Here is a 21868-nt window from a genome sequence, read left to right on the forward strand (position 1 = left end):
GACCCAACACCAAGGTGATCGGTGTCGAACTCAGGTCATGGGATTGAGCTCTGACGTCACCGCACTCATGATGCAGGCGAGCGCCCGGATGGTGGCACGGCACGGCGATGCGTTGCAATTCGGTGGTCAGGACCTGGCCAAGCCGCTTCGCCGTCGGGTTCCTACCTGTCACGGCCGGGTCAAGGTCGACCTCTATCTCCCACCGGGCGCCGATTCGCCACCGGTCTATGTGCATCTGCACGGCGGTGCGTTCATCATGCGATTCCCCAGGATGGACGACTTCTTCTGCCGGTTCGTGGCGTCCGAGGCCGGAGTCGCGGTGGTCAACGTCGACTATGGCGTCGCGCCACAGGCTCGCTATCCAGTGGCCCAGGACCAGGCGCACGACGTGTTCGCCTGGCTGTCCGAGCACGGTGTGGACTGGGGCCTTGATCAGACCCGAATCGCGATCGGCGGCTTCAGTGCCGGCGGCAACCTCGCTGCCTCCGCCTGCCTGCAGATCCGTGACCGTGGCGGTGCCACACCCCGACTCCAGCTGCTCGGCGTCCCATCACTGGACGTTGCCGGCGAGGTCTCGGCGAAGCAGGCGAGTGTGTCGGACCCGATGATCGGACCGGGACTGCTGAAGCTGGTCCGGGCGACATACTTCAAGGACGCCTCACGACGCACCGAGCCGTATGCCTCACCGCTGCTGGCCGAGGACCTGACCGGCGTTGCGCCGGCCGTGGTGGTGACGGCAGAGAGGGACACGCTCCGCGCCGAGGGGGATGCGTATGCCGCGGCGTTGGGCCAGCAGTCGTTGTTGGTGCAGCACGTCGTCGTGCCCGGCCGTGACCACTACTTCCTGGACGGGAATGATCCGGACCAGGCTCATGGCCTGATGCGCATGATGGCCGAGCACCTGCGGACCGCGCTGAGCTGAGGTGCAACGGTGGTCACCGGTCAAGCCTGTGGGATCTTGCCGATCTCTGGCTGGTCCGGCCCGAAGTAGCGGAACATCACGGTGTCGCGCGCCTTCTCGGCCCGCCTGTGCAGACTCCGCTCACCCCACCCCGTCCGGCCGAGCACGTGATAGCGCAGCAGGTTGTTGGGGATGATCCCCAGCGTCGCCCAAGGGCGCCGAACCGGCAGGCCAAGATCGCGCATGCCCTCCTTGCCGAGGAATGGTCGCAACATGCTCAACAGCCTGGCCCGCGCGTAGGCCCGCCCGAGGCGAGGAAACCGGGCGAAGTGCAGCGTCTTCTGCGCATCCATGATGCCGTTGGCGAGCTGGGCACCGGCCGGCGTGACATCGCCCTGCGCGAGCAACACGTGGTAGTTGAAGCGGTGCTGCTCGCGCTCGGTGTCGAACAGCCAGTCCTCGTCGACGCCCATCAGCCACCCGATGTATTTCCACAGGTGCATGATCGCCAGAGAGTCTGCCGCCGTCATACGGACCCCGAGGGCCCGGACGCCCAACAGCAGCGCCCCGTTGAACAGGCCCAGCGTCGCCGCCTGGTCCGTCCGGTTGATCGGCAGGCCCCACATCGCGGTGTCCCAGCGATCGCCGGACTCGAATCGATGATTGACCATCGCGTGCATCAGACGTACGTGGACCGTGAGCTGGAATCCCTCGCCGCCGCGTCGCATCGCGTCGTGCTCGGAGACAGCCACGCCCCATTTCTGTGTCTCGCCGAGGCGCCGCATCGTCATGTCGCCGGTCAGGGCGCCGGTGGCGACGAGTAGATCGGTCGGTCCGCCGAACCGGTAGCCGCCCAGCAGTGAGAGCTGGAGCAGCACGTCGGCCGCGTTCTTGCCGCATCGTCGATAGGCCAGAGCGCCGCGGTTGAGCAGGTCGAAGTCGACCCAGTCGGGCACGGTGTCGACCGTCGCGAAGAAGTCGCGGAGAGCCGGGGGAGCGTCGTCGACCGAGTTGATGCCTGCCACCAGCGCCTGCTGGAACTGGCGCATCGTCGGCCGATCAGGCGTCTTGGACCGCATCGCCTGCACGAGCGCCGCACCGATCTCGTCACGCTCCATGAATCGGCGACCAATCAGGTCCAGCAGCTCCTCGTCGACCGTGCGTACGCGGCCCACAGCCTTGAGGACTCGGCCGATCCTGGCGCCGCGCTCCTCGCCGGAGCGGAATCGGGTCGGGGGACGGATGTCTGTGTCTGTGCTCACCCCGGAAGGGTGACACGAGCATTTACTCGCATACAATTCGCATCATGGCCCGACCTCGCCCGCCCGCCGATCTGCGGCGCAAACCCCAGCAGGACCGCTCGCGAGCGATGGTCGAGCGCATCATCTCGGCAGGCCAGGCGGTGCTGCTGCGTGACGGATATGAGAAGGCCTCCACCAACCGGGTGGCACTGGAGGCTGGGATCAGCCCCGGCTCGCTCTATCAGTACTTCCCTGACAAGGAGTCGATCCTCACGGCCGTGATCGACCGCTATTCCGACGAATTGTCCGCCCGACTGACCGGGGTGCTGTCAGGCCATCTCGACCTGCCCGGACCCGAGCTCGTGCGCGCCACGCTCGACGGACTGCTCGATGCGTTGTCGGAGAACGTCGAGTTCCTCCGCCTCGTCGGCGAGCAGCTACCGCGCTCGCAGTTCAAGGACAAGGCCGAGGCGATGGAGCAGCGGATCGGCGACCTCGTGTCGACATACTTGATGGTGCAGCGGCCACCGGCCCGTGTGCAGGAGCCACCGACCTCGGCGTGGATCCTCGTGCGGTTGGTCGAGCACCTCACGGTCCAGTATGTCCTTGAAAGCCCTGCTATTCCAAGGGATCGCTTCGTCGAGGAGCTGACCAGGCTGATCGTTGCCTACGTCGACCCCGGTGCCTGAATCGCTGAGACGATCAGAACGCGAGCAGTCAGCGCAGGGGAGGGGCGGGAGAATCTGGTTTTGTCAGACCCCTTCCCGACCAAACCAGATTCTCCCGTCGCCAGCGCCCCGCGGCTCAGTCGGATGCGGCAAAGGCAAGCAGGACCGGATGTGTCTGGCCAGGCCACGTGCCCGACAATGTCTCGACATTGGACGGAAGCTCGCTTGCTCCGGGCGTGCGCACGACATTCAGCACATATTGACCGGCGGTGAGGATGGTCAATCCGCCGGTGGTCTCGACCGTCAACTCCTCAATGGGGTCGATGGCTGCCTCACCTCCACCTCCGCCGCTGCCTTTGACGTCGGCGAGTGCCGGGCGGGCCTTCAGCTCGCCGTCGACCTCGACGTACTCCTGGGCCTGCGTACTTCCGCTGAGGATCGCCCCGGCCAAGGTCGCTGCATAGACCGGGTCGCCACAGGCGTCGTAGACCCACCGCAGCCCCAGCACTGAATGCTCCATCGTGCCGATGAGCCATGGTTCGCCTGCGGCGAAGGGTTCGGCACGATACGTCAGCGGCACCTGTTGCGTGGGCGTGTCTCCCGCGCGTACCAGGAACGTCTCGACGCCGACCTCACCTTGCGGATCGTCGAACCGGAACGCGCCCACACGCTCTAGACCCGCAGCAGGGTCGCCGCCGTACCAGGACTGCGAGGGCATCCAGCCCCTGAGGAGCTCGAGCTTGGTCGGCTTGATTTCTGCGTCGTGTAGGAGAGCCATGCGACCCACGCTACGCCGTCGTGGGACGTGTTCCGGGTTGCTCGAGTTGGGGTGCTGCTGAAGCAAACCAGCCCCGCTGCCAGAAGCCGTGAACGGCCAACGCGGCGACGACCGTCCCGAGCGAGCCGAGGGCGAGATCGCCCAAGGTGTCTGTGTAGGCGCCGCGTCGCTCGGAGGACTTGCTGATGAACGCGAAGTACTCGGCGATCTCCCAGCCGACTGCAGCGGTGACGCCGAACGCGAGTCCGCGCTCGAGGGTTGCAGTCCGGGTTGACCTCCGGTGAAGCGTCAGCAGGATGACCGCTGCTGCGAGAAATCCCGTGTTCATGAAGTGCATCCAGTCGTCGAACCACGCGATGGAGTCGTAGAGGTCCATACGATTGCCCAACGTGTCGGTGAAGCAGGTGATCGTGATGAGCAGGTCCGCGACCCACGGGAACGAGGCGCGTTCGCGCCAATAGACGTACCAGAGGACTGGCACAGTGAAGGCCAAGAGCGGATAGGTGGCTGCCCGGAGTCCCGCAGCCTTGCCCTCCATGTGACCGAGCTGCGGAAATAGCAGCGCGATGGTCAGCAGCACCACGAGCCCGCCCTTGGCTGCCAGGTCCAAGCTACGCACAACAGAAGGCGTGGGATGACGGGTCGCCAGTTGTGTGTCGGTCATGCAGTCACGTTAGTGTCTAGCGCCCCCGACTCATTGCATCCCCGAGGGATCGCCGTGGCACATATTCGTCGAGGAATCCGGGAGCTCTTGCATCACGCAGCTTCCTCACTCGTATGTTCGTAGTGTCAGGTTGAAGTCTGCGTTTTTATCGGATGAATCAATCCGCCTAGTCCCAGCACTCCCCTTGGAGGCCACCACGAAATGGCGTCTGACCTGCAACAGCTGGGCCGCCTCGGCAGCCCGGTATCTGGGAACCGCCTGATCCCATCAAGGTCAGCCGACAGCGTAGGTACGGGTCGCTGGCTCCTGGGCCACCGACCTCGGTGCGTTGACCAGCAGCCGGGTGCCGAAGCCGAGAAGCCCGTTGAGCGCCCCTACACCAGCCTTGGATGCCGCGGGCATGTACAAACTTCCGGTACATACCGATTTGGAGATCCGCGCCGCATCTGCCGGACCCGGATGGCCAAGCGCATCGCGCACCAGCAAGTAGGTCAGGTTGTCAGCCAAGATGGAAAAGTGCTCGATCGGGCGCCCTGGGCAGATCGACTGCAGGGTTATGTTCCGGGCTCCGGGCAACATGCTGGCCTTGGGCTGTGGCGTGATGACTTCGTCGTAGGCAGTTGCGATCGAGGTGTACGAGGGGCCGGCCGGCAGCGGCTTTGCGAGCAGGGCGGCCAGATACCGCGAGCCGGTCGCGATCTGCCAATACGATGCCGGGCACCTCCGCACGACGTTGCACAGCTGCGCAGCTCCGGCGGTGCCGCCGAATGGCGTGGCAAGTGCAACGAACTCAGAGACCTTGTCAGGCAGGTCGGGCCAGAACCGCAACGCCCACAAACCGTTGAGCGCACCGTGCTGATGACCGAGGAGCGCAACCTTGCGCCCGCTCTCCGCTGCCATCCATCGAATCGCGTGAACGTTATACTCCGCGGCCGTCTGCAGATCGCCATATCCGTCGTCAGGCAGCGTGAGGACGCAGGTAGTGACACCGTCTGCCTTGAGCTGCGGCAGGTAGCCGAAGCCGTAGGACTCCGGCCCGCTCGAGAATGCGGGCGTCAGCAGCACGGGGTCCTTCGTCAACCCGCTCAGGGGACCACTGCAACTCAGCGCCTTCTTCATCTGGGCGACGGGTACGGTCAGCGCCGGACCGGCTGGTGCTGAAACCGCCGGGGATGTCGTCAGTGTCAACAGTGCAGCAACGGTCACCAACACAGCGGCGGGTCGGGGCCTACGCATCGAATGAATCACTTGTCCACGAGGCGGCTGCCACTCCAGCGATGCGGGCCACGATCTGTCGAAAGATTCGGCCGATCACATCCCCAAGTGAAAATACTCATTTCACCATTACAGCACAGTCATGCCGGGACATTGACCTGAAGACATGATGCGCGAGCCGCTCAGGGCAGCTGATCGACGTGGCGATGGCGGACCCCGCCACACCAAAGGCGACCCACACCGCCGACGAGGGATGGGGTCGCACCAGGGGCAGCCTGGGACGGGGCGATTCATCGCCCAGCCTCGCGCCGGGACAAACCCACCTCCGGGCAAAAACAGTCGCGGCGAAGGATATCCGGGCCATCGCTCCGTTCCAGACGCCACAGGGCTTCATTGTCGAGCGTCGTCGATTTCGGATCTGTTGAAACACTGATGTTGAGAAGGTTGTCGCGACAGAATGCAGGCGTGTCCACGTCCGGTAGTAAGACCTTCGCGGCTGCCCTTGACGAAGCGATGCGCGTGCGGGAGATGTCGCTCAGCAATTTGCGGGACAGGCTCGCGGACGTTGGTCATCCGGTGTCGTTAGCGACATTGTCCTACTGGCGTGCGGGATTCCGTGAGCCAATGCGTCGTCGTTCGCTCGAGGCTCTGCCCGAGCTTGAGCGGCTTGTCGGGGTCGGTGCGGGCTGCTTGACCGAGCTGCTAGACACCTCGGCTCCGGGCAGGAGCCCGCGTCCGTTCGATGAGCTTGTTCCAGGTAGGGGGCCGCGTTTGTTCGATGAGCTTGCTCATCAACCGCGCGAAGAGCAGGTGATCGGCGAGACCGACGTCAATCGGATTTTGTTCCACCTGGTTGTCGATGTCGGCGCGGGGCGCGAGATCGTACGGGCGCGGGTCACCCAGGTTTTCGTCGCACAGCGCTCGGGTGTCGATGGAGTGACAATCTTCGTCGGCCCGGACGAGAACGCGTCGGACGTCACGATCACACTTCGCGCGATCGGCGGCTGCTCAATCGGTGAGGCGCGGGACGCCTCACGCGGCATCACGGCGACGCGGCTTCAGTTCGATCGCCCGTTGCAGAAGGCGGAATCGGTCATGATCGAGTACGAGGCAGTGCCCGCGGACGGGCTCGATCTGGAGACCGAGTACGGACTTGTTGCGGAGCAACGACTCGAAGAAGCAATGGTGTGGGTCCGCTTCCACCCGGACTGCTTGCCAGCACGTACGTGGGTGTGGTTTGACGAGGACGGTCTGCGGCACGACTGGCAGGCGGACCTGGCCGGTTCGACGGGACTGCACTACCGACAGACTGCGTTTGGACCGGGCTCGCTCGGTGCACGTTGGGAATGGTGACGGCTTCAAACTAGGCGGGTGCGTCCGTGTAGTCACGCTGCGCGAGGCCCGATGTCGGTGTCGTTCTGTCGCCGGTACGCGTGGCCAAGAGCCTGACGTGCGCGATAGATCCGGGCTGCCACCGCGTTTGCGTCGACCCCGAGATCGGCTGCGAGCTCACGCGGACGGAGCCCGTCGATCTCGACTGCCCAGAGAATCTCGCGTTGCCGGGGACTGAGGCTCGCCATCGCGGCTGCGAGGCTGTCGCGTTCCACGACCCGCGCCGCGCTGCACTCGACGTACGCAACCACGTCGAACAACGACTCGATTTCGTCCGTGAGGGTCCTCCGTGCGTTGTACTTCGCACGCCTGATTGCCTCGTGGCGCACCGACACGGCGAGGTAACCGAGCGGATTGTCCCGAGGCCCCCCGCCCGCCCGCAGCTGGCAAAGCATCGCGGTAAACGCCTCGTTTACGACATCCTCAACTTCGTCACGCAGCACGTACCGACGTGCGACACGCGACGCCCACCCGCGGTGGCGATGGAAAAACATCCCGAACGCCTCTTCCTCACCGGTCCTAACTCGTTGGAGGATCGCCTCGTTCGTTTGGGTGTCCCAGTCGATTGCCACGTTCACTTCCGCCCTTAGCCTTCTTGACCGCGACCTAGGTAGGTCTCTAACCCCAAAAAAATATCGACCCACCGTTCACTACGGTGCGCTTGGCAAGTGAAAGGCCCCTGCCCACAGCCACGCACGACTCGTGCTGATCGAGCGTCCTGGTACCGGTAGTCGGGTTGGTGAAATCGTCTTCCAAGCACCTCTGTCTGCGGTCACGGCCCTCGACAGATCCGGCCTGCGCGGTGCGCTCGAACTCGTCGACGCCGAGGACCGCGACACCACTGCGTTCTTCAACTTTGGCCTCCGCAAGGGTGTCGCGCTTGAAGTACTCGCAGTGCTCAACTGACGCAGTAAGCGCGGGGACTGGGACTCCGCGTGTTGCACCAGGTAGATCGATTGCCTGCTGTCGGCTCGACGAATTCCCCACACCGCCCAGCGACGAGGGCGATGACGATGGATTCGCGCGGCCGGCGTAACTCACGACAGCGTCAAACCAGACGGCGGGTCTATTGGATCTTGAGCCCGAACGCGGATTCGACGACCGACGCGGCGCGCAACAACGCCCTGACCTGCGAAGACGCCCACCACGTCGAGGGACGGGAGTTCTTGCATTAAATGCAACTCCCGTAAGTTGGTTGATGGCCGATAATGCACATTATGTCAACTAGCGCTCCGCTACGGGGTCTGCAACAAGGTCACCTGACCTTCAGAAACACCTACGGAGGTTTGGCTCGATACTCGGTGACAGCATGAGACTATTGCAGCCCATTCACTGCCGAAGTTCGGAGATTGCATGAGCCGTCGTCCACACACAGCGCTATTGGCGCTGATTCCACTGATCGTCGCGCTCATTGTCGGTTTCACGGCGAGCAGCGCATCCGCCCAACACGAAGGCCGCCTCCAGATGTGTGGCAACGACGGCCACAGCGGAACCTGCTTGTACCGGTACAACTATGACTCGAACTTTCACAATGACTACGTCGATGATTGCCGGGTCTGGTGCGGCAGATCGTTCGGAGACATGATCTCCAGCGTCGACAATGACACCGACAACTGGTGGAAGTTGTACCAGGACAAGAACTACGGCGGATACGTCCTGTGCCTGCGTCCTCGTGGCTATGACGGAGACCTCGGCAACAACGGTGACGCCGGATTCATGGAAGACGAGATCTCCAGCGTCAAGGAGCAGGGCACGAGTCGGCCAAATGGCTGTGACTACGTATTCGGCTAGATCGACCCAGTGAAAAGCCCCGTCCCACCTGGGACGGGGCTTTTTCGCATAGCGGTTCTTCGATGACATCCCCGACACAGCCCCAGGAGCGAAGGCCCTGGTGCGCCACTCGCCGCGACGATCCCGGCCGCGACGGGATCGGTTGCCCTCACGGCACTGTGGGTCCCGTTTGCGGTGATGTGGTGGTGGAGCGACGGAGACGGCCACCTCACTGGGCAGGCCCACACGATAGTCGGCCTGACATACCTTCCGATGGCACTCTGGGGTCCGCTTCTGGGCGCGGTCACCTGGTCCTATTACCGGCGGCGCACCTGCCCCGGGACACCAGGAGAGACGCCCGGCGGTCCGTCCGCCGGGGCCTGACGGTCTCGGTCAGCCACTCCCGCCGACCGATGACGGCTTTAGGGCCGGGCGGCGACGGCCTCGACCTCGAACAGGATGTCGGGCATAGCCAGGCCTGCGACCCCAATGACGGTTTGTGTGGGAAGGGTGTCACCGCAGCCCAGCACGGCCTCGCTGATAGCCCCGAGCTTGTCGAAGTCGATGTTCACGACGTACGTCCTGAGCTGGACGACATGACTGAGGTCGAGCCCGTGGGCGGCGAGGGCGACACTCAGGTTGCGAAACGCTTGCTGCACCTGCTCGACGAAGTCGGTTGAGACAACCGCCCCGTCCGTGCCCGATCCGTACTGACCCGACACGAGCACCAGCTCCGTGTCCGCACGGACGGAGGCGGTGTGGCTGTAGCCGAACGGGGCCGGATCGTGCAGGCCGTCGGGATTGACGATGGTGTGTGGCATGTGTGTCAACTTTCTTGTGTGAAGGATCCCGGCTGACTGCCGGAAGTGTCATCTGCGCGTGTCCCGAGCGCGAAGGAGAGCTGAGCGAGAACGACGTCGCGATAATCCGTGTCCTGTGCTGCCAGATGGTCCAGGACGACGGGATAGAGCAGACCGACGATGCTCGCGACGACGACCTCGACGATCGCAGCGGTTTCGACGCGCAGCGTGAACGCACCGCTCTCGACGCCTCGTCCTATTGCGTCGGCGAAAGGTTTCCGATACTGCTGGGCCAGTGCGGCGGCATGTTCCTGCAACTCGGCGTCGTGGGCAGCAGCCGTCCAAAACTCCATCAGCATCCGCCAGGTGACGACAGGCGTCGACAGGCCTCGATCGACCATCGCGACCAGTTGCTGCCACGGGTCGTCAAACTGTGCTGCGAGCTCGTTCATAGCCCCAACAGCGACGGAAGTGGCGCGCCCCAATGCCTCGATCAACATGTCCTCGCGTGAGCCGAAATAGCCCTGCAAGGTGCTGACCGCCACCCCTGACGCCTCAGACACGTCGATGAACCGAGTGCCGGCGTAACCGCGGTCAGCGATCACAGAAACCACCTCGTCGAGCACGAGCGTGCGCCTTGAACCGCCCGCGCGACGCGGACGCCTGGAACTCATCTCGCTCATGCTGCTACCGTATCACCATACGGTAGGAGCATGAGCGATTCGATCACCTGGCTTTCCGCCCGCCAAACTTGACAGGTGAGTTGTCGAGCGGTGAGGTGTCAACGGTGGACGATCCGGCTGCTCGACTCGAGTGCGAGAGGCAAGAGACGGTCGCCCGCCTGTCAAGCCTCACCGGCGACTTCGACCAGATCGTGGCCTCCTCGCGCGACAGCAACGCGGACGACGAGCACGATCCCGAGGGGGCAACGATCGCGTTCGAGCGGTCCCAGCTCAGCGCACTGGCCAGGCAGGCACACCACCACCTGGCGGAGATCGACGCCGCGGTGCAGCGCCTTGCCGCTGGCGCATACGGAATATGTGATCGTTGCGATCGCCCGATCTCGGAGGCACGACTCCAGGCGCGACCCGTCGCCCGCACGTGCATCGGCTGCGCCTCGGCCGGCTGAAGGTGCCCTCCCCCGCGCTGCTGATCGTCCTCACGGGTTCGGACCGGACTGTCGGGCTCTGCGAGAGTATGAGTTCCTGACACACTGTTGAGTTGGAGTCCCAGAATGGCCAGCACGTTCACCGAGCTCGCGTTCGACTGCGCCGATCCTCGGGCTCTCGCCCGATTCTGGTGTGCAGTGCTCGACTACGAGGTACGGGACGACAACGACGGGTTCCTCTCGATCGGTTCCCCCTCGACGCGGGGCGGCGAGGACCCCTACGGACCCGTGCCGCCGACACTGGCCTTCGCGCGGGTGCCCGAAGGCAAGAACATCAAGAACCGGCTCCACATCGATGTCAATCCGAGCGACCGGGACCAGGGCCAGGAGGTCCGGCGTCTGCTCGACCTGGGCGCGCGCCATGCCGATGTGGGGCAGGGCGACCAGAGCTGGGTCGTGCTTGCCGATCCGGAGGGCAACGAGTTCTGCGTCCTCGCGAGCCGCCACCCATGACGGGAGACCGCTGACCATGACTGTGCAACTGTTCGCCTCGGCTTCGGTTGCTGACCCCGCGTCAGCCCTGACACTCGGCTAGCGTTCTCCGCGTGACGTCATCCGACCCCGGGGCCACCGAGTGGGACGTCATGTATGCCGCGCGCAGCGCGATCTGGAGCGGCGAGCCAAATGCCCAGCTCGTGGCCGAGGCCGAGCACCTCACCCCAGGGTCGGCGCTCGACATCGGTTGTGGCGAGGGCGCTGACGCCGTGTGGCTCGCTCGACGCGGTTGGCAGGTCACTGCGGTCGACATCTCGCACGTCGCCCTTGAGCGCGCTCGTATGCATGCCGGGTCGGCCGGTCACGAGATCACCTTCGTCCAGGCCGACCTCGTCGCCTCTCCCCCGGCGCCGGGATCCTATGACCTGGTGTCCGCCCAATTCTTCCAGCTCGAAGATCCGCCGAGATCGGAGGCGATGCTGGGCTTCGGTGCCGCGGTCTCCCCCGGCGGACACCTGCTGGTCGTCGGCCACTGTCCCAGCGGTCACGTCGGTGGCGGACATCCCGAACGGCTCCACACAGTCGACCAGATCACGGCCCTGTTTTCCCCGCCCGATTGGCAGATCATCACAGCAGAGGACCGCGAGCGTACGGCCATGCACCACGGCGAGCTCACCGACCTGACCGATGGGGTCGTTTTCCTCCGACGCATTCAGTAGGCCGCATGCGACCCGCGACTCATCCAGGGTCGCCTGATGCGCGAGGCGCACCTGATGGTGCCGGCCCTGACTCAGGAGGGTTCGGTGAGGCCGCGCGGCTGCTGGTCGCGGCGCCGAAGGCATCCGGTTTGACAACCCAGAGTGGAACGTAGCCGGTCGAACTGTCTGCATCCTCGGCCCTGTCCCGCCGCGCGATCGATCACCGTATGAGCACCCATCGCATCGGGACCATGGGAGCGGCAGCGCAACGGTGGCACCTTCTAGAAGCAGTGCTATGTTCTTCACCATCCACACGGGAGCCCGAAGCATCGGGCTGAGATGGGGCTGAAGCCGCCCCGACCGTCGAACCTGCTCCGGATCATGCCGGCGAAGGAAGTGCTTGCGACGTGTTGCCACGTATTCACCTCATCACTCATTTTCCACAGCTTGACGCGCTCGCGCTCGAGCTCGTTACCGCGGTCGTCGACGCCGGCGTCGATGCCGTCCAAGTCCGCGCCAAGGGGGCCACCGACCGCGAGCTGGTGTCCTGGACGCGTGCAGTCGTGGCCATCGCTCGCCCTAGGGGCGCGAGCGTTCTCGTCAACGATCGCCTAGATCTTGCCCTTGCCGCAGGGGCAGACGGCGTCCACTTGGGGTCGAACGACCTGCCGATCGCGGACGCGAAGGCGCTGGTCCCTGCCGGCTTCCTGATCGGGGCGACCTGTCGACACCGGGCCGACGCTGAGCGTGCCCGGGCGGACGGTGCGGACTATGCCGGGGTCGGTCCGGTGCACCTCTCCTCGACCAAGATGGGTCTGCCCGATCCGATCGGACTGCGAGCGCTGAGTGCAGCTGCCCAGTCGATCCCCGCGATCGCTATCGGCGGGATCACCGCCGACCGGGTCCCGGCCGTCTTGCGCGCCGGAGCCCACGGGGTCGCCGTGGCGGCGGCCGTGTGGCAGGCGCTGGACCCGCCCCGAGCCGCGAAGGAGATCGTCGACCTCGTCCACGCCGCGTGAGCGCGCTCGCCGCAAGGACTGCCCAGTCAGTGGTGGTCGTCGGCGGTGGCATCGTGGGGCTCGCTAGCGCCGACGCACTGGTCCAGGCCGGCCACGAGGTCATCGTTTGCGATCCGTCGCCGGGCGCGGGCGCGACGTACGCCGCTGCCGGGATGCTCGCGCCGGGCGGCGAAGCGTGGTTCGGCGAGGAGCCTCTGCTCCGGCTCGGGCGGGAATCGTTGGCACGCTGGCCTTCTTTCGCTGCTGACCTCCGTGAACGCTCTGGCGTGGACGTCGACCTGCGTACGAGCGGGGCCCTGCTGGTGGCAGGCGACCGGAACGACCTCGAGGAGATCCGCCGGACGTGTGGCCTTCTGGACGCTGCCGGGGTTCGTGTCGACCAGCTCGGCCGCGACGAGCTCAGGGTCAGGGAGCCCAGGCTGTCGGCTCGCATTCTCGGCGGAGCCTTCCTGCCCGACGACCACCAGGTCAACCCCCGACAGGTGGTCGCCGCCCTGCTGGCGATCCTCGGCGATCGTGTCGTACGGCAAAATGCCACGCCCAGGACAGACGGTGTCCGGCTCGAGGACGGTAGCCGGCTGCGAGCGGATGTCGTGGTGCTGGCCACCGGGGCCACAGGCCTGCCACGCGTGCGGCCTGTGCGGGGCGAGATCATCCGGGTGCGGACATCAGATGCCCCGACGTGTGTGCTGCGGGCCCGGCTTCATGGTGAGCGGGTCTACGTGGTGCCCCGCCGTGACGGCGATGTGGTGATCGGTGCGACCGAGGAGGAGCACCCCTTCGAAGAGACGATGCCCATGCCGACGGTGGGCGGCGTTGCGCGCCTTCTGGAGACCGCACGCACGCTGCTCCCGGGGCTCGACACGGCCCACATCCTGGAGGTCACGGCTCGGGACCGCCCAGGAACCCCCGACAACGGCCCCCTGATCGGCCCACTCCCCGTCGAAGGACCGGCCCGGCGTCTCCTCGCCGGTGGCCACTACCGCGGCGGAGTGCTTTTGGCCCCGATCACCGCGGAGGCCATGTGTGCGCACGTGGGTGGGCGCGACGCCCCACAGACCCGCGCCTTCCTCCCTGACCGCTTCGACCTTCCGCAAAGAGAGGCTCTTGGAACTGACTGGGTGAAGCTCGAGGTGATCGGCGACGAACGTGGCCCAGTGCTCGGAAGCCGGGCTCGCCGTCCTCGTCCTCCGTGAGCTCGACCTGCCGCAGGACCGGCGCGCCGAGCTCGCCCTGCTCCTCGCCCAGCACGTGCAGGTGATCACCGCCCGTCGCCCACTGCCCGGCACCTGGGGTGTGCACCTCGCGGCCCACCAGCCGGTTGCGGATGCCGCCGCAGGTGGGGTGCACAGCCGCTCGTGCCACAACGAGGAGGAGATCGAGCGAGCCGTCGCCCAGGGTGCGGAATTCGTGACGATCTCCCCCGTCGCCACGAGCGCTTCCAAGCCGGGCTACGGTCCGGGCATCGGATTGCCCGGCGTACGTCGGGCGGTCGCCGTCGCGGAAGACGTGCCGGTGTTTGCCCTTGGCGGCGTAGACGTCAGCAACGTCCGCGACCTACGCGTCGCTGGGGCGCACGGAGTAGCCGTGATGGTCACCGTGATGCGGGCCTCGGACCCGGCCGCCGTGGTCGAGCTGTTGCTGGAGGGTTCAGCATGACCAGCCCAGCCGTGGTGCTGAGCATCGCGGGCACCGACTCGGGAGGCTCGGCCGGCTTGGCTGCCGACCTCACCACGTTCGCGGCGTTGGGCGCGCACGGGTGTTGTGCGGTCACGGCGGTCACGGCGCAGAGCACGACCGGTGTTGACTCGATCGTTCCGCTGGCTGCCACGGATGTGCAGGCCCAAATGGTCGCCGTCCTGGAAGACCTCCCGGTGGCAGCAGCCAAGGCAGGCATGCTCGGGTCGGCACAGACGGCCTATGTCGTAGCCGACTTGGTGGCTGGGTCTGTCCCCCTCGTGATCGACCCCGTGCTGGTGGCGACCAGCGGCGCCACCCTGGGCGACGACGCGCTCGTCGCGGCCTACCGCGATGTGTTGCTGCCCAAATGCACCGTGGTGACTCCCAACCTCGACGAGGCCGCGCGACTTACCGGCCTTGATCCCCAGCGACCAGCGATTGAGATTGCCCGAGCACTGCACGAGATCGCCCCTGCCGTCGTGCTCACCGGGGGCGACCCCAGCGCACAGGTATGCCGCGATGTGGTGATCGACACCATCGGGCGCCTCACGGTCCTCGAGCACCCAACCGTGCCAAGCGGAAATGACCACGGCACCGGCTGCACCTTCAGCGCAGCCCTCGCTGTCCACCTGGCCCACGGCCTCGACCTGCAGTCCGCAGTCCGGCTCGCCCAGGCCTTCGTGGCTGCAGCGCTCACCATCTCAGCGTCCTGGGAGCTCGGCCGCGGTCGTGGCCCGGTCGCCCATGTTTTCAACCACCCCCACTAGGAGAACTGATGCACATCCACCCCTCACACAGCACCGTCCACCGAACCGGCTCACGCGACGACGTCTGCGTTCCGTTCACCCGCGTCGCGCTCACCAACGGCGAAACCTTCGATCGTTACGCCACCGCAGGCCCCGGCAGCGAGCCCGAGGTCGGCCTGCCGCCGCTGCGCGCTGCGTGGGTAGAAGAGCGCGACGACACCACCGAGTACGACGGCCGCGAGGCTCAGCTGCTCGACAACGGCAAGTCGGCGGTGCGCCGCGGCGAGGCACGCGAGCAGTGGCGCGGGCAACGTGCCCGTCCCCGCCGCTCGCTGCCGGGCCGCATCGTGACCCAGATGCACTACGCCCGTCAGGGGGTCGTCACTCCCGAGATGGAGTACGTCGCGATCCGCGAAGGCATGGACGTCGAGGTGGTCCGCACCGAGGTCGCCGCCGGACGCGCCATCATCCCGGCCAACGTCAATCACCCCGAGGCCGAGCCCATGATCATCGGCAAGCAGTTCCTCGTGAAGGTCAACGCCAACATCGGCAACTCCGCCGTGACGAGCTCTATCGCTGAGGAGGTCGACAAGATGAGCTGGGCGGTGACCTGGGGCGCCGACACCGTGATGGACCTGTCGACCGGCGACGACATCCACACCACCCGCGAGTGGATCGTGCGCAACTCGCCGGTCCCGATCGGCACCGTCCCGATCTATCAGGCCTTGGAGAAGGTCGACGGGGACGCGTCACGGATGACGTGGGAGATCTACCGCGACACCGTCATCGAGCAGTGTGAACAAGGCGTTGACTACATGACCGTGCACGCCGGTGTGCTGCTGCGCTACGTGCCGCTCACCGCCAAGCGGATCACCGGCATCGTCTCGCGCGGCGGCGCGATCATGGCCGGCTGGTGCCTGGCCCATCATGAGGAGAACTTCCTGTACACGCACTTCGATGAGCTGTGCGAGATCTTCGCCCGGTACGACGTGTCGTTCTCACTTGGGGACGGCCTGCGGCCCGGTTGCACAGCAGACGCCAACGATGAAGCGCAGCTCTCTGAGCTGCGCACCTTGGCCGAGCTCACCGCGAGGGCCTGGGAGCACGATGTGCAGGTGATGGTCGAGGGCCCCGGTCACGTGCCGCTCAACCTCGTCGAGGAGAACGTCGTGCTTCAGCAGGACTGGTGCCACGGAGCGCCGTTCTACACCCTGGGCCCGCTGGCCACCGACATCGCTCCCGGCTACGACCACATCACCTCGGCGATCGGGGCTGCGGCCATCGCGATGCACGGCACGGCGATGCTCTGCTACGTCACCCCCAAGGAGCACCTCGGGTTGCCGAACCGTGACGACGTCAAGACCGGAGTGATCACCTACAAGCTCGCTGCCCACTCCGCCGACATCGCCAAGGGCCACCCCGGCGCCCGTGACTGGGACGACACGCTGTCGAAGGCGCGCTTTGAGTTCCGTTGGCACGACCAGTTCGCCCTGTCCCTGGACCCGCACACCGCGGAGTCGTTCCACGACGAGACCCTGCCGGCGGAAGCCAGCAAGACCGCGCACTTCTGCTCCATGTGCGGACCCAAGTTCTGCTCGATGCGGATCAGTCAGGATGTCCGTGACTACGTCGCCTCCGGGATGGCAGAGAAGTCCGCCCAGTTCGTGGAGCTGGGAAACTCGGTGTACGTCGAAGCATCTGCCCGGGCCCGTACCCCGTGAGCATGTGTGAACTGGCGCGTGTGGGAGCAGCACAGGCGCCAGTTCACACAGGCGTTTGCTACCGGGTGTTCAAACAGCAGTCCTGCAGTCGACGGTTCCGAGCCCCTCGACCTCGCTGGTGCGAGGACGTCTTAGATGCCGGGCCGGCTGGCCGCGACATCACCTTCATCCTTGGGGCCGCGCCGACTCATCTGAGGTTGTCAGCGGCGCGGTGCACAATTGCCGTATGGGCGCCGCGCCGCAGGTCTCGCTGACCCGTGAGCTGCACCTCGCACACCCTGTCAATCTTAGGTTGACGCTGGCTCTCCTCCGCCGGGGCCCGGGCGATCCCACCACCCGGCGCGACGGTGCCCACCTCTGGCGCACCAGCCGTATGTCGAGCGGACCGGTCACCTATGTCGTGCGCCAGGTCGAGCCGACTGTCATCCGCTCCGAGGCCTGGGGACCGGGTGCTGCCGAGCTGCTCGAAGGGTTGTCAGGACTCGTCGGGGCGGACGACGACATCACCGGATTCGAGCCCGGCCACCCGATCCTCGCCGACTCATTTCGCAGACACCCCGGCCTCCGCGTCCCCCGCACCGGAAGGGTCCTCGAAGCCTTGGTCGCTGCGGTGATCGAGCAGAAGGTCGTAGGACTCGACGCGTTCGCGGCATGGCGCCGACTCCACCAGCGCTTCGGCGAGGCAGCCCCCGGGCCGGCGCCCGAGGGCATGAGGGTCTTCCCGACCGCCGAGGAGTGGGCTGCCATCCCGTCATGGGACTGGCACCTGGCCGGCGTCGACCCGCAGCGAGCCAGGACAGCGCAGGCCTGTGCGCGAGTCGGGGCCCAGCTCGAGCGCCTGCTCACGACGCATGACACCGATCATGCGGCCATCTATCGCGGGCTCGTGAGCATCCCCGGAGTCGGGGCGTGGACTGCCGCCGAGGTCGGTTCGCGTGCGCTCGGCGACGCCGATGCCGTGCCGTTCGGGGACTATCACGTCGGCAAGGACGTGGGAGACGCTCTCGTGGGTCGACCCTTGGGCGATGACGAGCTGGCGGAGGTGCTGGAGCCGTGGCGCCCACACCGGTTCCGGGTCATACGCCTGATCCAGCTCAGTCCGCATGCGATTCGCCAGAGGCGCGGCCCGCGCATGCCGCGCGTCGACCACCGCCGTATCTGAACTGCACGGAATGAATGCACCACCGGGCCGGGTTGGACCTGTCATGACGACCGTGAACGCCCTGACTCCTAAACAGCTCGACGCCGGCCTGCGCACGGCTCTCGCCAAGGTCTATCTCGCCGCCTATGGCGACGAGGCCCTCGCCGAGAGCCGCCATGACGCCGAAAACTTCGTCAGCTCCACGCTCTCCCGCCACGCACGCCGATCTGGCTTTCGCATGGTCGTGTCGACGACCGCGGGCCAGGTGTCTGGCTATGGCTATGGGTTCACCGGCAAGCACGGGCAGTTCTGGAGCGACTGGCTCTCCTCGGCGGCCCCGCCCGACATCGTCGAGACGTGGGTCGGCAATCACTTCGAGCTGGTCGACATCGTCGTGGACCCCACTCATCGGGGACAAGGCATCGCGGGGCTGCTGCACGATCATCTCGTGACCGGCCTTCCGCAGGACCGCGCTCTGCTCGCCACCACCCCCGACAATGGTGCGGCAGCCCGCCTCTACCGCGGTCGGGGATGGCAGGTGCTCGTGCCGGAGGTCGACGGTGCCAAGGCGCTCTTCGGACTCGAGCTCAGCGGACGACCCGCTTGAGCATTCCACCCTGGCTGCGAGTTGCCGCAGCACTGTTCGCCGTCGGCTGGGGTGCCAACCAGTTCGCCGCGATGCTGCTGGTCTACCGCGAGGAGGACGGCGCATCGAGCGAAGCCGTCACTGCACTGTTCGGTGCCTACGCGCTGGGGCTCATCCCGGCTCTCCTGATCGTCGCGCCGATCTCCGACCGCATCGGCCGTCGCAAGGTCATGCGACCCGTGCTCGTCGCGTCGGTCGTCGCCACGGCCGTGCTGATCGTTGGCGGTGACAACCTGACGGTGCTGCTTCTCGGCCGCCTTGCCGCTGGCATCGCCTCCGGTGCGGCGTTCGCTCCCGGCACGGCATGGGTCAAGGAGCTCTCTGCCGATCGCCCGGCGGGCACCGGCGCTCGTCGGGCGACACTTGCTCTGTCTGCGGGCTTCGGCTCGGGCCCCCTCGTCGCGGGCATCTTCGCGCAGTGGCTCCCCGGCCCGACAGTCCTGCCCTACCTCCCCCACCTCCTGCTCATGGGCGTCGTCATCGCGATCGCGTGGAACGCTCCGGAGCCGTCCGCCCCGCGGAGCACCGATGAGGGACGCCGGCGGTCCAAGGTGTGGCAGGCGATGCGATCCCGTCGGTTCCTGCTCGGGATCACGCTCACGGCCCCTTGGGTGTTCGGTGCCGCCGCCACGAGCTTTGCGACCGTGCCGAGTTTCGTTGAGATCGGCGTGGCGCCAATTGCGGTCATCGGCGCCCTGACCGGACTCACGCTGTGGACCGGCGTGGCAGTCCAGCCCCTAGGCCGCCGACTCGGCGATCCACGGCTCACCGTCGTCACTGGTCTCCTGGCCGCCGCCGCCGGTCTCCTCGTCGGGCTGCTGCTGGCGGCATCGGGGACGGCATGGCTGGTCCTCCCAGCGGCGGTCCTGCTCGGCGCGGCTTACGGCCTGATCCTCGTAGGAGGTCTGACGACAATCGAAGGTCTCGCCCACCCTGAGGACCTCGGCACCCTCAACGCGGTGTTCTACAGCCTGACCTACATCGGCTTCGCCGCTCCCCTGCTCAGCACCCTGGCGCTGCGGACGTTGTCGGCCGAAGGTCTGATGCTCCTCGGAGTATCCATCATCGCGCTGACGGTGCCGTTGGTGCTCGTCTCCCAGAGGCAAGCCGGGGTCAACGCCTGAGACCGACACACACCGAAGATCGAGAGGCCTACTGGAACGGTGACGGGTCTCCTGCACCGACCCGCACGACCTCGGCGTGACCGTTTGAGAAGTCGACCACCGTGGTCGGCTCCGCGAGGACGTCGGCGCCGGACTCGATAACCGCATCGACCTGCCCATCGAGCTCCTCGGCGATCTCCCACGCTGTCGTCATGGCCTCGGAGCTGCCGGGCAGGATCAGGGTCGTCGAGAGCAGGGGCTCGCCGAGAGCAGTCAGCAGCGCCGTGACGATCTTGCTGTCCGGGATGCGCACGCCGACGGTCTTCTTCTTGTCGTGCAGCAGCCTGCGGGGCACCTCGCGGGTCGCCGGCAGGATGAAGGTGTAGGGCCCGGGCGTGGCGGACTTCACCGCACGGAAGATCGTGTTGTCGACATGCACGAACTGCCCGAGCTGGGCGAAGTCCTTGCAGACCAGCGTGAAGTGGTGCTTGTCATTAAGCTGCCGGATCGTACGGATCCGGTCGAGCGCGTCCTTGTTGCCGAGCTGCGCCCCGAGGGCGAAGCCGGAGTCGGTCGGATAGGCGATGAGCCCACCGTCCTGGATGACCGCTGCCGCCCGATCGACCGAGCGTTGCTGGGGGTTGTCCGGGTGGATCTCGATGAATCGGGCCATAAAGAGGAGAGTACGACCTCAGGAGCCGCTCGGACATGACAAAGGGCCGCGCAGCGTGTGCGCGGCCCCTCGTCTCAAGTCACTTTTGGAAGATGCTGTATCCACCCGGACCGACTAGGGCGGCGACGATCAGCAAGATGATGCCGATCAAAAGGTCTCCGCGCACGATGCGCAGGACGCCATAGATCGCGATCGCTATCGCAATGATCAACAGGATGAAGCCCATTGTTTTTCCCTCTCTTCGATGGTGACTGTGGCCACCACAACCGGATTACCCCCTTGTGCTGGCTTCAATCGGCCTCGATTTACCGGGTGTGACGTGCGTCACCTGTTTGCATTCCGCAATACGGACAGTTCTCCACATGCTGGGACCGTGAGCGGCGCCGACCTATTCTGGAGGCCGAACGACCCGGTGGTCGACGAGGTGCGAGAGAGGTGAGGAGCGTGACCGGATCCGTGCTCACCCTTGCCGAACGGCGCCAGCAACAGATCGCCCACGACGACGAGCGCACTGCGCACCTCGCGTCGCGTGAGTCGCTTCTCGCCCCGAGGCGTACCAATGAGGAGCTTCGCGCCATCGCCGAGGCCGCCGAACGGCGGTTCGCGGACTCCGACACCGCCGAGGTCCTCGCGTGGGTCGCCGAGGAGTTCGGCTATCGGACGGCGGTCGCGTGCTCGATGGCCGACGCGGTCCTCCCCCATGTCGTCGCACAGCACCTGCCGTGGGTCGACACACTCTTCCTCGAGACCGGCTACCACTTCGCCGAGACGATCGGTACGCGCGACGCCGTCGAGGCCTCGATGCAGCTCTCGATCGTCGATGTCAAGCCCCGACGCAGCGTCGCCGAACAGGACGCCGAGTTCGGCGAGAAGCTCTACGAGCGCGATCCCGCCCTCTGCTGCGCGATGCGCAAGGTCGAGCCGTTGCACGAGACCCTCCAGGGCTACGAGGTCTGGATCACGGGTGTACGCCGCGATGAGGGGCCCACCCGCGCCAACACGCCATTCGTCACGTGGGACGACAAGAACGGGCTGGTCAAGATCAATCCGCTGGCGGCCTGGACCTTCGACGATCTGCTCGCCTACGCCGGCGACAACGACGTCATCGTCAATCCGCTCGTCAACGACGGTTACCCATCCATCGGGTGCGCGACCTGCACCCGACGCGTCGCACCCGGCGAGGACCCCCGCGCCGGGCGGTGGGCTGGCCTCGACAAGACCGAGTGCGGCCTGCACGCTTGATCCTCCTCATGAGCTGTCGTCATGAGTCCGCACAACAGCACCGACAAGGCACACATGACCCTGACTGACGAACGCCGCCTCACCCAGCTCGAATGGCTGGAGTCCGAGGCGATCCACATCATCCGCGAGGTCGTGGCGGAGTTCGAGAAGCCGGTGCTGATGTTCTC

General features: G+C 66.1%; 26 protein-coding genes, 1 pseudogene and 1 riboswitch. Of the genes and pseudogenes, 18 read left to right on the forward strand and 9 right to left on the reverse strand.

Translation table 11 applies throughout. The annotated features are described in order from the left end of the window. Positions 1–37 precede the first annotated feature (37 nt). Positions 38–922, forward strand: a complete 885-nt coding sequence (locus tag WKF39_RS15080; RefSeq protein ID WP_340389874.1) for an alpha/beta hydrolase — start codon at positions 38–40, stop codon at positions 920–922. A 20-nt stretch (positions 923–942) separates the two neighbouring features. Here the strand turns inward: WKF39_RS15080 and WKF39_RS15085 are convergent, their stop codons facing one another. Then, a complete protein-coding gene (locus WKF39_RS15085) occupies positions 943–2163 on the reverse strand; it encodes an oxygenase MpaB family protein (RefSeq protein ID WP_340389876.1) in 1221 nt (406 codons plus the stop codon). A gap of 44 nt (positions 2164–2207) precedes the next feature. On the opposite strand from WKF39_RS15085, the gene WKF39_RS15090 reads away from it, so the two are divergent. Continuing rightward, positions 2208–2831: a TetR/AcrR family transcriptional regulator gene (locus WKF39_RS15090; RefSeq protein WP_340389878.1), complete on the forward strand. Its 624-nt coding sequence runs from the start codon at positions 2208–2210 to the stop codon at positions 2829–2831. A gap of 115 nt (positions 2832–2946) precedes the next feature. Here WKF39_RS15090 and WKF39_RS15095 read toward each other — a convergent pair whose 3' ends face one another. The 3 genes from WKF39_RS15095 to WKF39_RS15105 form a co-directional block, all read right to left on the reverse strand. Further along, the gene (locus WKF39_RS15095; RefSeq protein ID WP_340389880.1) at positions 2947–3588 is read right to left on the reverse strand and encodes a hypothetical protein; all 642 of its coding nucleotides are present in this window, start codon (positions 3586–3588) and stop codon (positions 2947–2949) included. Between the two features lie 10 nt (positions 3589–3598). Further along, complete coding sequence (locus WKF39_RS15100) at positions 3599–4252, reverse strand: hypothetical protein (RefSeq protein WP_340389882.1); 654 nt, start codon at positions 4250–4252, stop codon at positions 3599–3601. Between the two features lie 273 nt (positions 4253–4525). Beyond that, positions 4526–5371 carry a lipase gene (locus WKF39_RS15105; RefSeq protein WP_340389884.1) on the reverse strand — a complete coding sequence of 282 codons (846 nt, stop codon included), beginning with the start codon at positions 5369–5371 and terminating at the stop codon, positions 4526–4528. Positions 5372–5860: 489 nt separating this feature from the next. Here WKF39_RS15105 and WKF39_RS15110 point away from each other — a divergent pair, with 489 nt between their 5' ends. Next, positions 5861–6820 (forward strand): hypothetical protein, encoded by a 960-nt coding sequence (locus tag WKF39_RS15110; protein WP_340389886.1) that lies wholly within the window; start codon positions 5861–5863, stop codon positions 6818–6820. A gap of 32 nt (positions 6821–6852) precedes the next feature. On the opposite strand, the gene WKF39_RS15115 is transcribed toward WKF39_RS15110, so the two are convergent. Further along, entirely contained in the window at positions 6853–7353 is a 501-nt protein-coding gene (locus tag WKF39_RS15115; protein WP_340389888.1) for a sigma-70 family RNA polymerase sigma factor, read from the reverse strand. A 208-nt stretch (positions 7354–7561) separates the two neighbouring features. Here WKF39_RS15115 and WKF39_RS15120 point away from each other — a divergent pair, with 208 nt between their 5' ends. Next, complete coding sequence (locus WKF39_RS15120; RefSeq protein WP_340389890.1) at positions 7562–7765, forward strand: hypothetical protein; 204 nt, start codon at positions 7562–7564, stop codon at positions 7763–7765. A 558-nt stretch (positions 7766–8323) separates the two neighbouring features. Next, positions 8324–8650, forward strand: coding sequence for a peptidase inhibitor family I36 protein (locus WKF39_RS15125; protein ID WP_340389925.1), 327 nt, complete (start codon positions 8324–8326; stop codon positions 8648–8650). A 401-nt stretch (positions 8651–9051) separates the two neighbouring features. Here the strand turns inward: WKF39_RS15125 and WKF39_RS15130 are convergent, their stop codons facing one another. Together WKF39_RS15130 and WKF39_RS15135 are read right to left on the reverse strand one after the other, a co-directional pair. Then, the gene (locus tag WKF39_RS15130; RefSeq protein WP_340389892.1) at positions 9052–9450 is read right to left on the reverse strand and encodes a RidA family protein; all 399 of its coding nucleotides are present in this window, start codon (positions 9448–9450) and stop codon (positions 9052–9054) included. A 5-nt stretch (positions 9451–9455) separates the two neighbouring features. Next, positions 9456–10112 carry a TetR/AcrR family transcriptional regulator gene (locus tag WKF39_RS15135; protein ID WP_340389894.1) on the reverse strand — a complete coding sequence of 219 codons (657 nt, stop codon included), beginning with the start codon at positions 10110–10112 and terminating at the stop codon, positions 9456–9458. Positions 10113–10216: 104 nt separating this feature from the next. Between WKF39_RS15135 and WKF39_RS15140 the strand changes: the two genes are divergently transcribed. The 11 genes from WKF39_RS15140 (at position 10217) to WKF39_RS15190 (ending at position 19807) form a co-directional block, all read left to right on the forward strand. Beyond that, a complete protein-coding gene (locus WKF39_RS15140) occupies positions 10217–10558 on the forward strand; it encodes a TraR/DksA C4-type zinc finger protein (protein WP_340389896.1) in 342 nt (113 codons plus the stop codon). 105 nt (positions 10559–10663) lie between these two features. Then, on the forward strand, positions 10664–11050 hold the full coding sequence (locus tag WKF39_RS15145) for a VOC family protein (RefSeq protein WP_340389898.1): 387 nt from the start codon (positions 10664–10666) through the stop codon (positions 11048–11050). Between the two features lie 92 nt (positions 11051–11142). After that, complete coding sequence (locus WKF39_RS15150; protein WP_340389900.1) at positions 11143–11751, forward strand: class I SAM-dependent methyltransferase; 609 nt, start codon at positions 11143–11145, stop codon at positions 11749–11751. Between the two features lie 282 nt (positions 11752–12033). Continuing rightward, positions 12034–12143, forward strand: a riboswitch (TPP riboswitch). Next, a complete protein-coding gene (gene thiE / locus WKF39_RS15155; RefSeq protein WP_340389901.1) occupies positions 12138–12749 on the forward strand; it encodes a thiamine phosphate synthase in 612 nt (203 codons plus the stop codon). (Overlaps the previous riboswitch by 6 nt.) After that, positions 12746–13945: a glycine oxidase ThiO gene (gene thiO / locus WKF39_RS15160; protein WP_340389903.1), complete on the forward strand. Its 1200-nt coding sequence runs from the start codon at positions 12746–12748 to the stop codon at positions 13943–13945. Before thiE ends, thiO begins: the two co-directional genes overlap by 4 nt. Beyond that, positions 13899–14408, forward strand: a complete 510-nt coding sequence (locus WKF39_RS15165) for a thiamine phosphate synthase (RefSeq protein ID WP_340389905.1) — start codon at positions 13899–13901, stop codon at positions 14406–14408. Before thiO ends, WKF39_RS15165 begins: the two co-directional genes overlap by 47 nt. Further along, entirely contained in the window at positions 14405–15196 is a 792-nt protein-coding gene (thiD, locus tag WKF39_RS15170; protein ID WP_340389907.1) for a bifunctional hydroxymethylpyrimidine kinase/phosphomethylpyrimidine kinase, read from the forward strand. Before WKF39_RS15165 ends, thiD begins: the two co-directional genes overlap by 4 nt. Before the next feature lie 8 nt (positions 15197–15204). Continuing rightward, complete coding sequence (thiC, locus tag WKF39_RS15175; protein WP_340389909.1) at positions 15205–16896, forward strand: phosphomethylpyrimidine synthase ThiC; 1692 nt, start codon at positions 15205–15207, stop codon at positions 16894–16896. Between the two features lie 226 nt (positions 16897–17122). Beyond that, on the forward strand, positions 17123–18058 hold the full coding sequence (locus WKF39_RS15180; RefSeq protein WP_340389911.1) for a DNA-3-methyladenine glycosylase 2 family protein: 936 nt from the start codon (positions 17123–17125) through the stop codon (positions 18056–18058). A gap of 43 nt (positions 18059–18101) precedes the next feature. Beyond that, complete coding sequence (locus WKF39_RS15185) at positions 18102–18644, forward strand: GNAT family N-acetyltransferase (protein WP_340389913.1); 543 nt, start codon at positions 18102–18104, stop codon at positions 18642–18644. Next, a complete protein-coding gene (locus WKF39_RS15190) occupies positions 18641–19807 on the forward strand; it encodes an MFS transporter (protein WP_340389915.1) in 1167 nt (388 codons plus the stop codon). The genes WKF39_RS15185 and WKF39_RS15190 overlap by 4 nt, the downstream gene beginning before the upstream one ends. Before the next feature lie 28 nt (positions 19808–19835). On the opposite strand, the gene WKF39_RS15195 is transcribed toward WKF39_RS15190, so the two are convergent. Both WKF39_RS15195 and WKF39_RS15200 read right to left on the reverse strand, forming a co-directional pair. Next, positions 19836–20459, reverse strand: a complete 624-nt coding sequence (locus WKF39_RS15195) for an L-threonylcarbamoyladenylate synthase (protein ID WP_340389917.1) — start codon at positions 20457–20459, stop codon at positions 19836–19838. Positions 20460–20538: 79 nt separating this feature from the next. Continuing rightward, entirely contained in the window at positions 20539–20685 is a 147-nt protein-coding gene (locus WKF39_RS15200; RefSeq protein WP_340389919.1) for a GPGG-motif small membrane protein, read from the reverse strand. Between the two features lie 218 nt (positions 20686–20903). Between WKF39_RS15200 and WKF39_RS15205 the strand changes: the two genes are divergently transcribed. After that, a complete protein-coding gene (locus WKF39_RS15205) occupies positions 20904–21701 on the forward strand; it encodes a phosphoadenylyl-sulfate reductase (protein ID WP_340389921.1) in 798 nt (265 codons plus the stop codon). 54 nt (positions 21702–21755) lie between these two features. Next, a pseudogene (locus WKF39_RS15210) lies at positions 21756–21868 on the forward strand (sulfate adenylyltransferase small subunit); the annotation flags it as partial.

Origin of the sequence: Aeromicrobium sp., assembly GCF_037719875.1 — a bacterium.
Taxonomy (GTDB): Bacteria; Actinomycetota; Actinomycetes; order Propionibacteriales; family Nocardioidaceae; genus Aeromicrobium.

Excerpts from the sequence above, each read along its gene's own strand:
- WKF39_RS15080 (WP_340389874.1), top strand. The coding sequence starts at position 38 with ATGGGATTGAGCTCTGACGTCACCGCACTCATGATGCAGGCGAGCGCC.
- WKF39_RS15090 (WP_340389878.1), top strand. The coding sequence starts at position 2,208 with ATGGCCCGACCTCGCCCGCCCGCCGATCTGCGGCGCAAACCCCAGCAG.
- WKF39_RS15095 (WP_340389880.1), bottom strand. The coding sequence starts at position 3,588 with ATGGCTCTCCTACACGACGCAGAAATCAAGCCGACCAAGCTCGAGCTC.
- WKF39_RS15100 (WP_340389882.1), bottom strand. The coding sequence starts at position 4,252 with ATGACCGACACACAACTGGCGACCCGTCATCCCACGCCTTCTGTTGTG.
- WKF39_RS15105 (WP_340389884.1), bottom strand. The coding sequence starts at position 5,371 with ATGAAGAAGGCGCTGAGTTGCAGTGGTCCCCTGAGCGGGTTGACGAAG.
- WKF39_RS15115 (WP_340389888.1), bottom strand. The coding sequence starts at position 7,353 with ATGTTTTTCCATCGCCACCGCGGGTGGGCGTCGCGTGTCGCACGTCGG.
- WKF39_RS15125 (WP_340389925.1), top strand. The coding sequence starts at position 8,324 with ATGTGTGGCAACGACGGCCACAGCGGAACCTGCTTGTACCGGTACAAC.
- WKF39_RS15130 (WP_340389892.1), bottom strand. The coding sequence starts at position 9,450 with ATGCCACACACCATCGTCAATCCCGACGGCCTGCACGATCCGGCCCCG.
- WKF39_RS15135 (WP_340389894.1), bottom strand. The coding sequence starts at position 10,112 with ATGAGCGAGATGAGTTCCAGGCGTCCGCGTCGCGCGGGCGGTTCAAGG.
- WKF39_RS15145 (WP_340389898.1), top strand. The coding sequence starts at position 10,664 with ATGGCCAGCACGTTCACCGAGCTCGCGTTCGACTGCGCCGATCCTCGG.
- thiD (WP_340389907.1), top strand. The coding sequence starts at position 14,405 with ATGACCAGCCCAGCCGTGGTGCTGAGCATCGCGGGCACCGACTCGGGA.
- thiC (WP_340389909.1), top strand. The coding sequence starts at position 15,205 with ATGCACATCCACCCCTCACACAGCACCGTCCACCGAACCGGCTCACGC.
- WKF39_RS15180 (WP_340389911.1), top strand. The coding sequence starts at position 17,123 with ATGGGCGCCGCGCCGCAGGTCTCGCTGACCCGTGAGCTGCACCTCGCA.
- WKF39_RS15185 (WP_340389913.1), top strand. The coding sequence starts at position 18,102 with ATGACGACCGTGAACGCCCTGACTCCTAAACAGCTCGACGCCGGCCTG.
- WKF39_RS15195 (WP_340389917.1), bottom strand. The coding sequence starts at position 20,459 with ATGGCCCGATTCATCGAGATCCACCCGGACAACCCCCAGCAACGCTCG.
- WKF39_RS15200 (WP_340389919.1), bottom strand. The coding sequence starts at position 20,685 with ATGGGCTTCATCCTGTTGATCATTGCGATAGCGATCGCGATCTATGGC.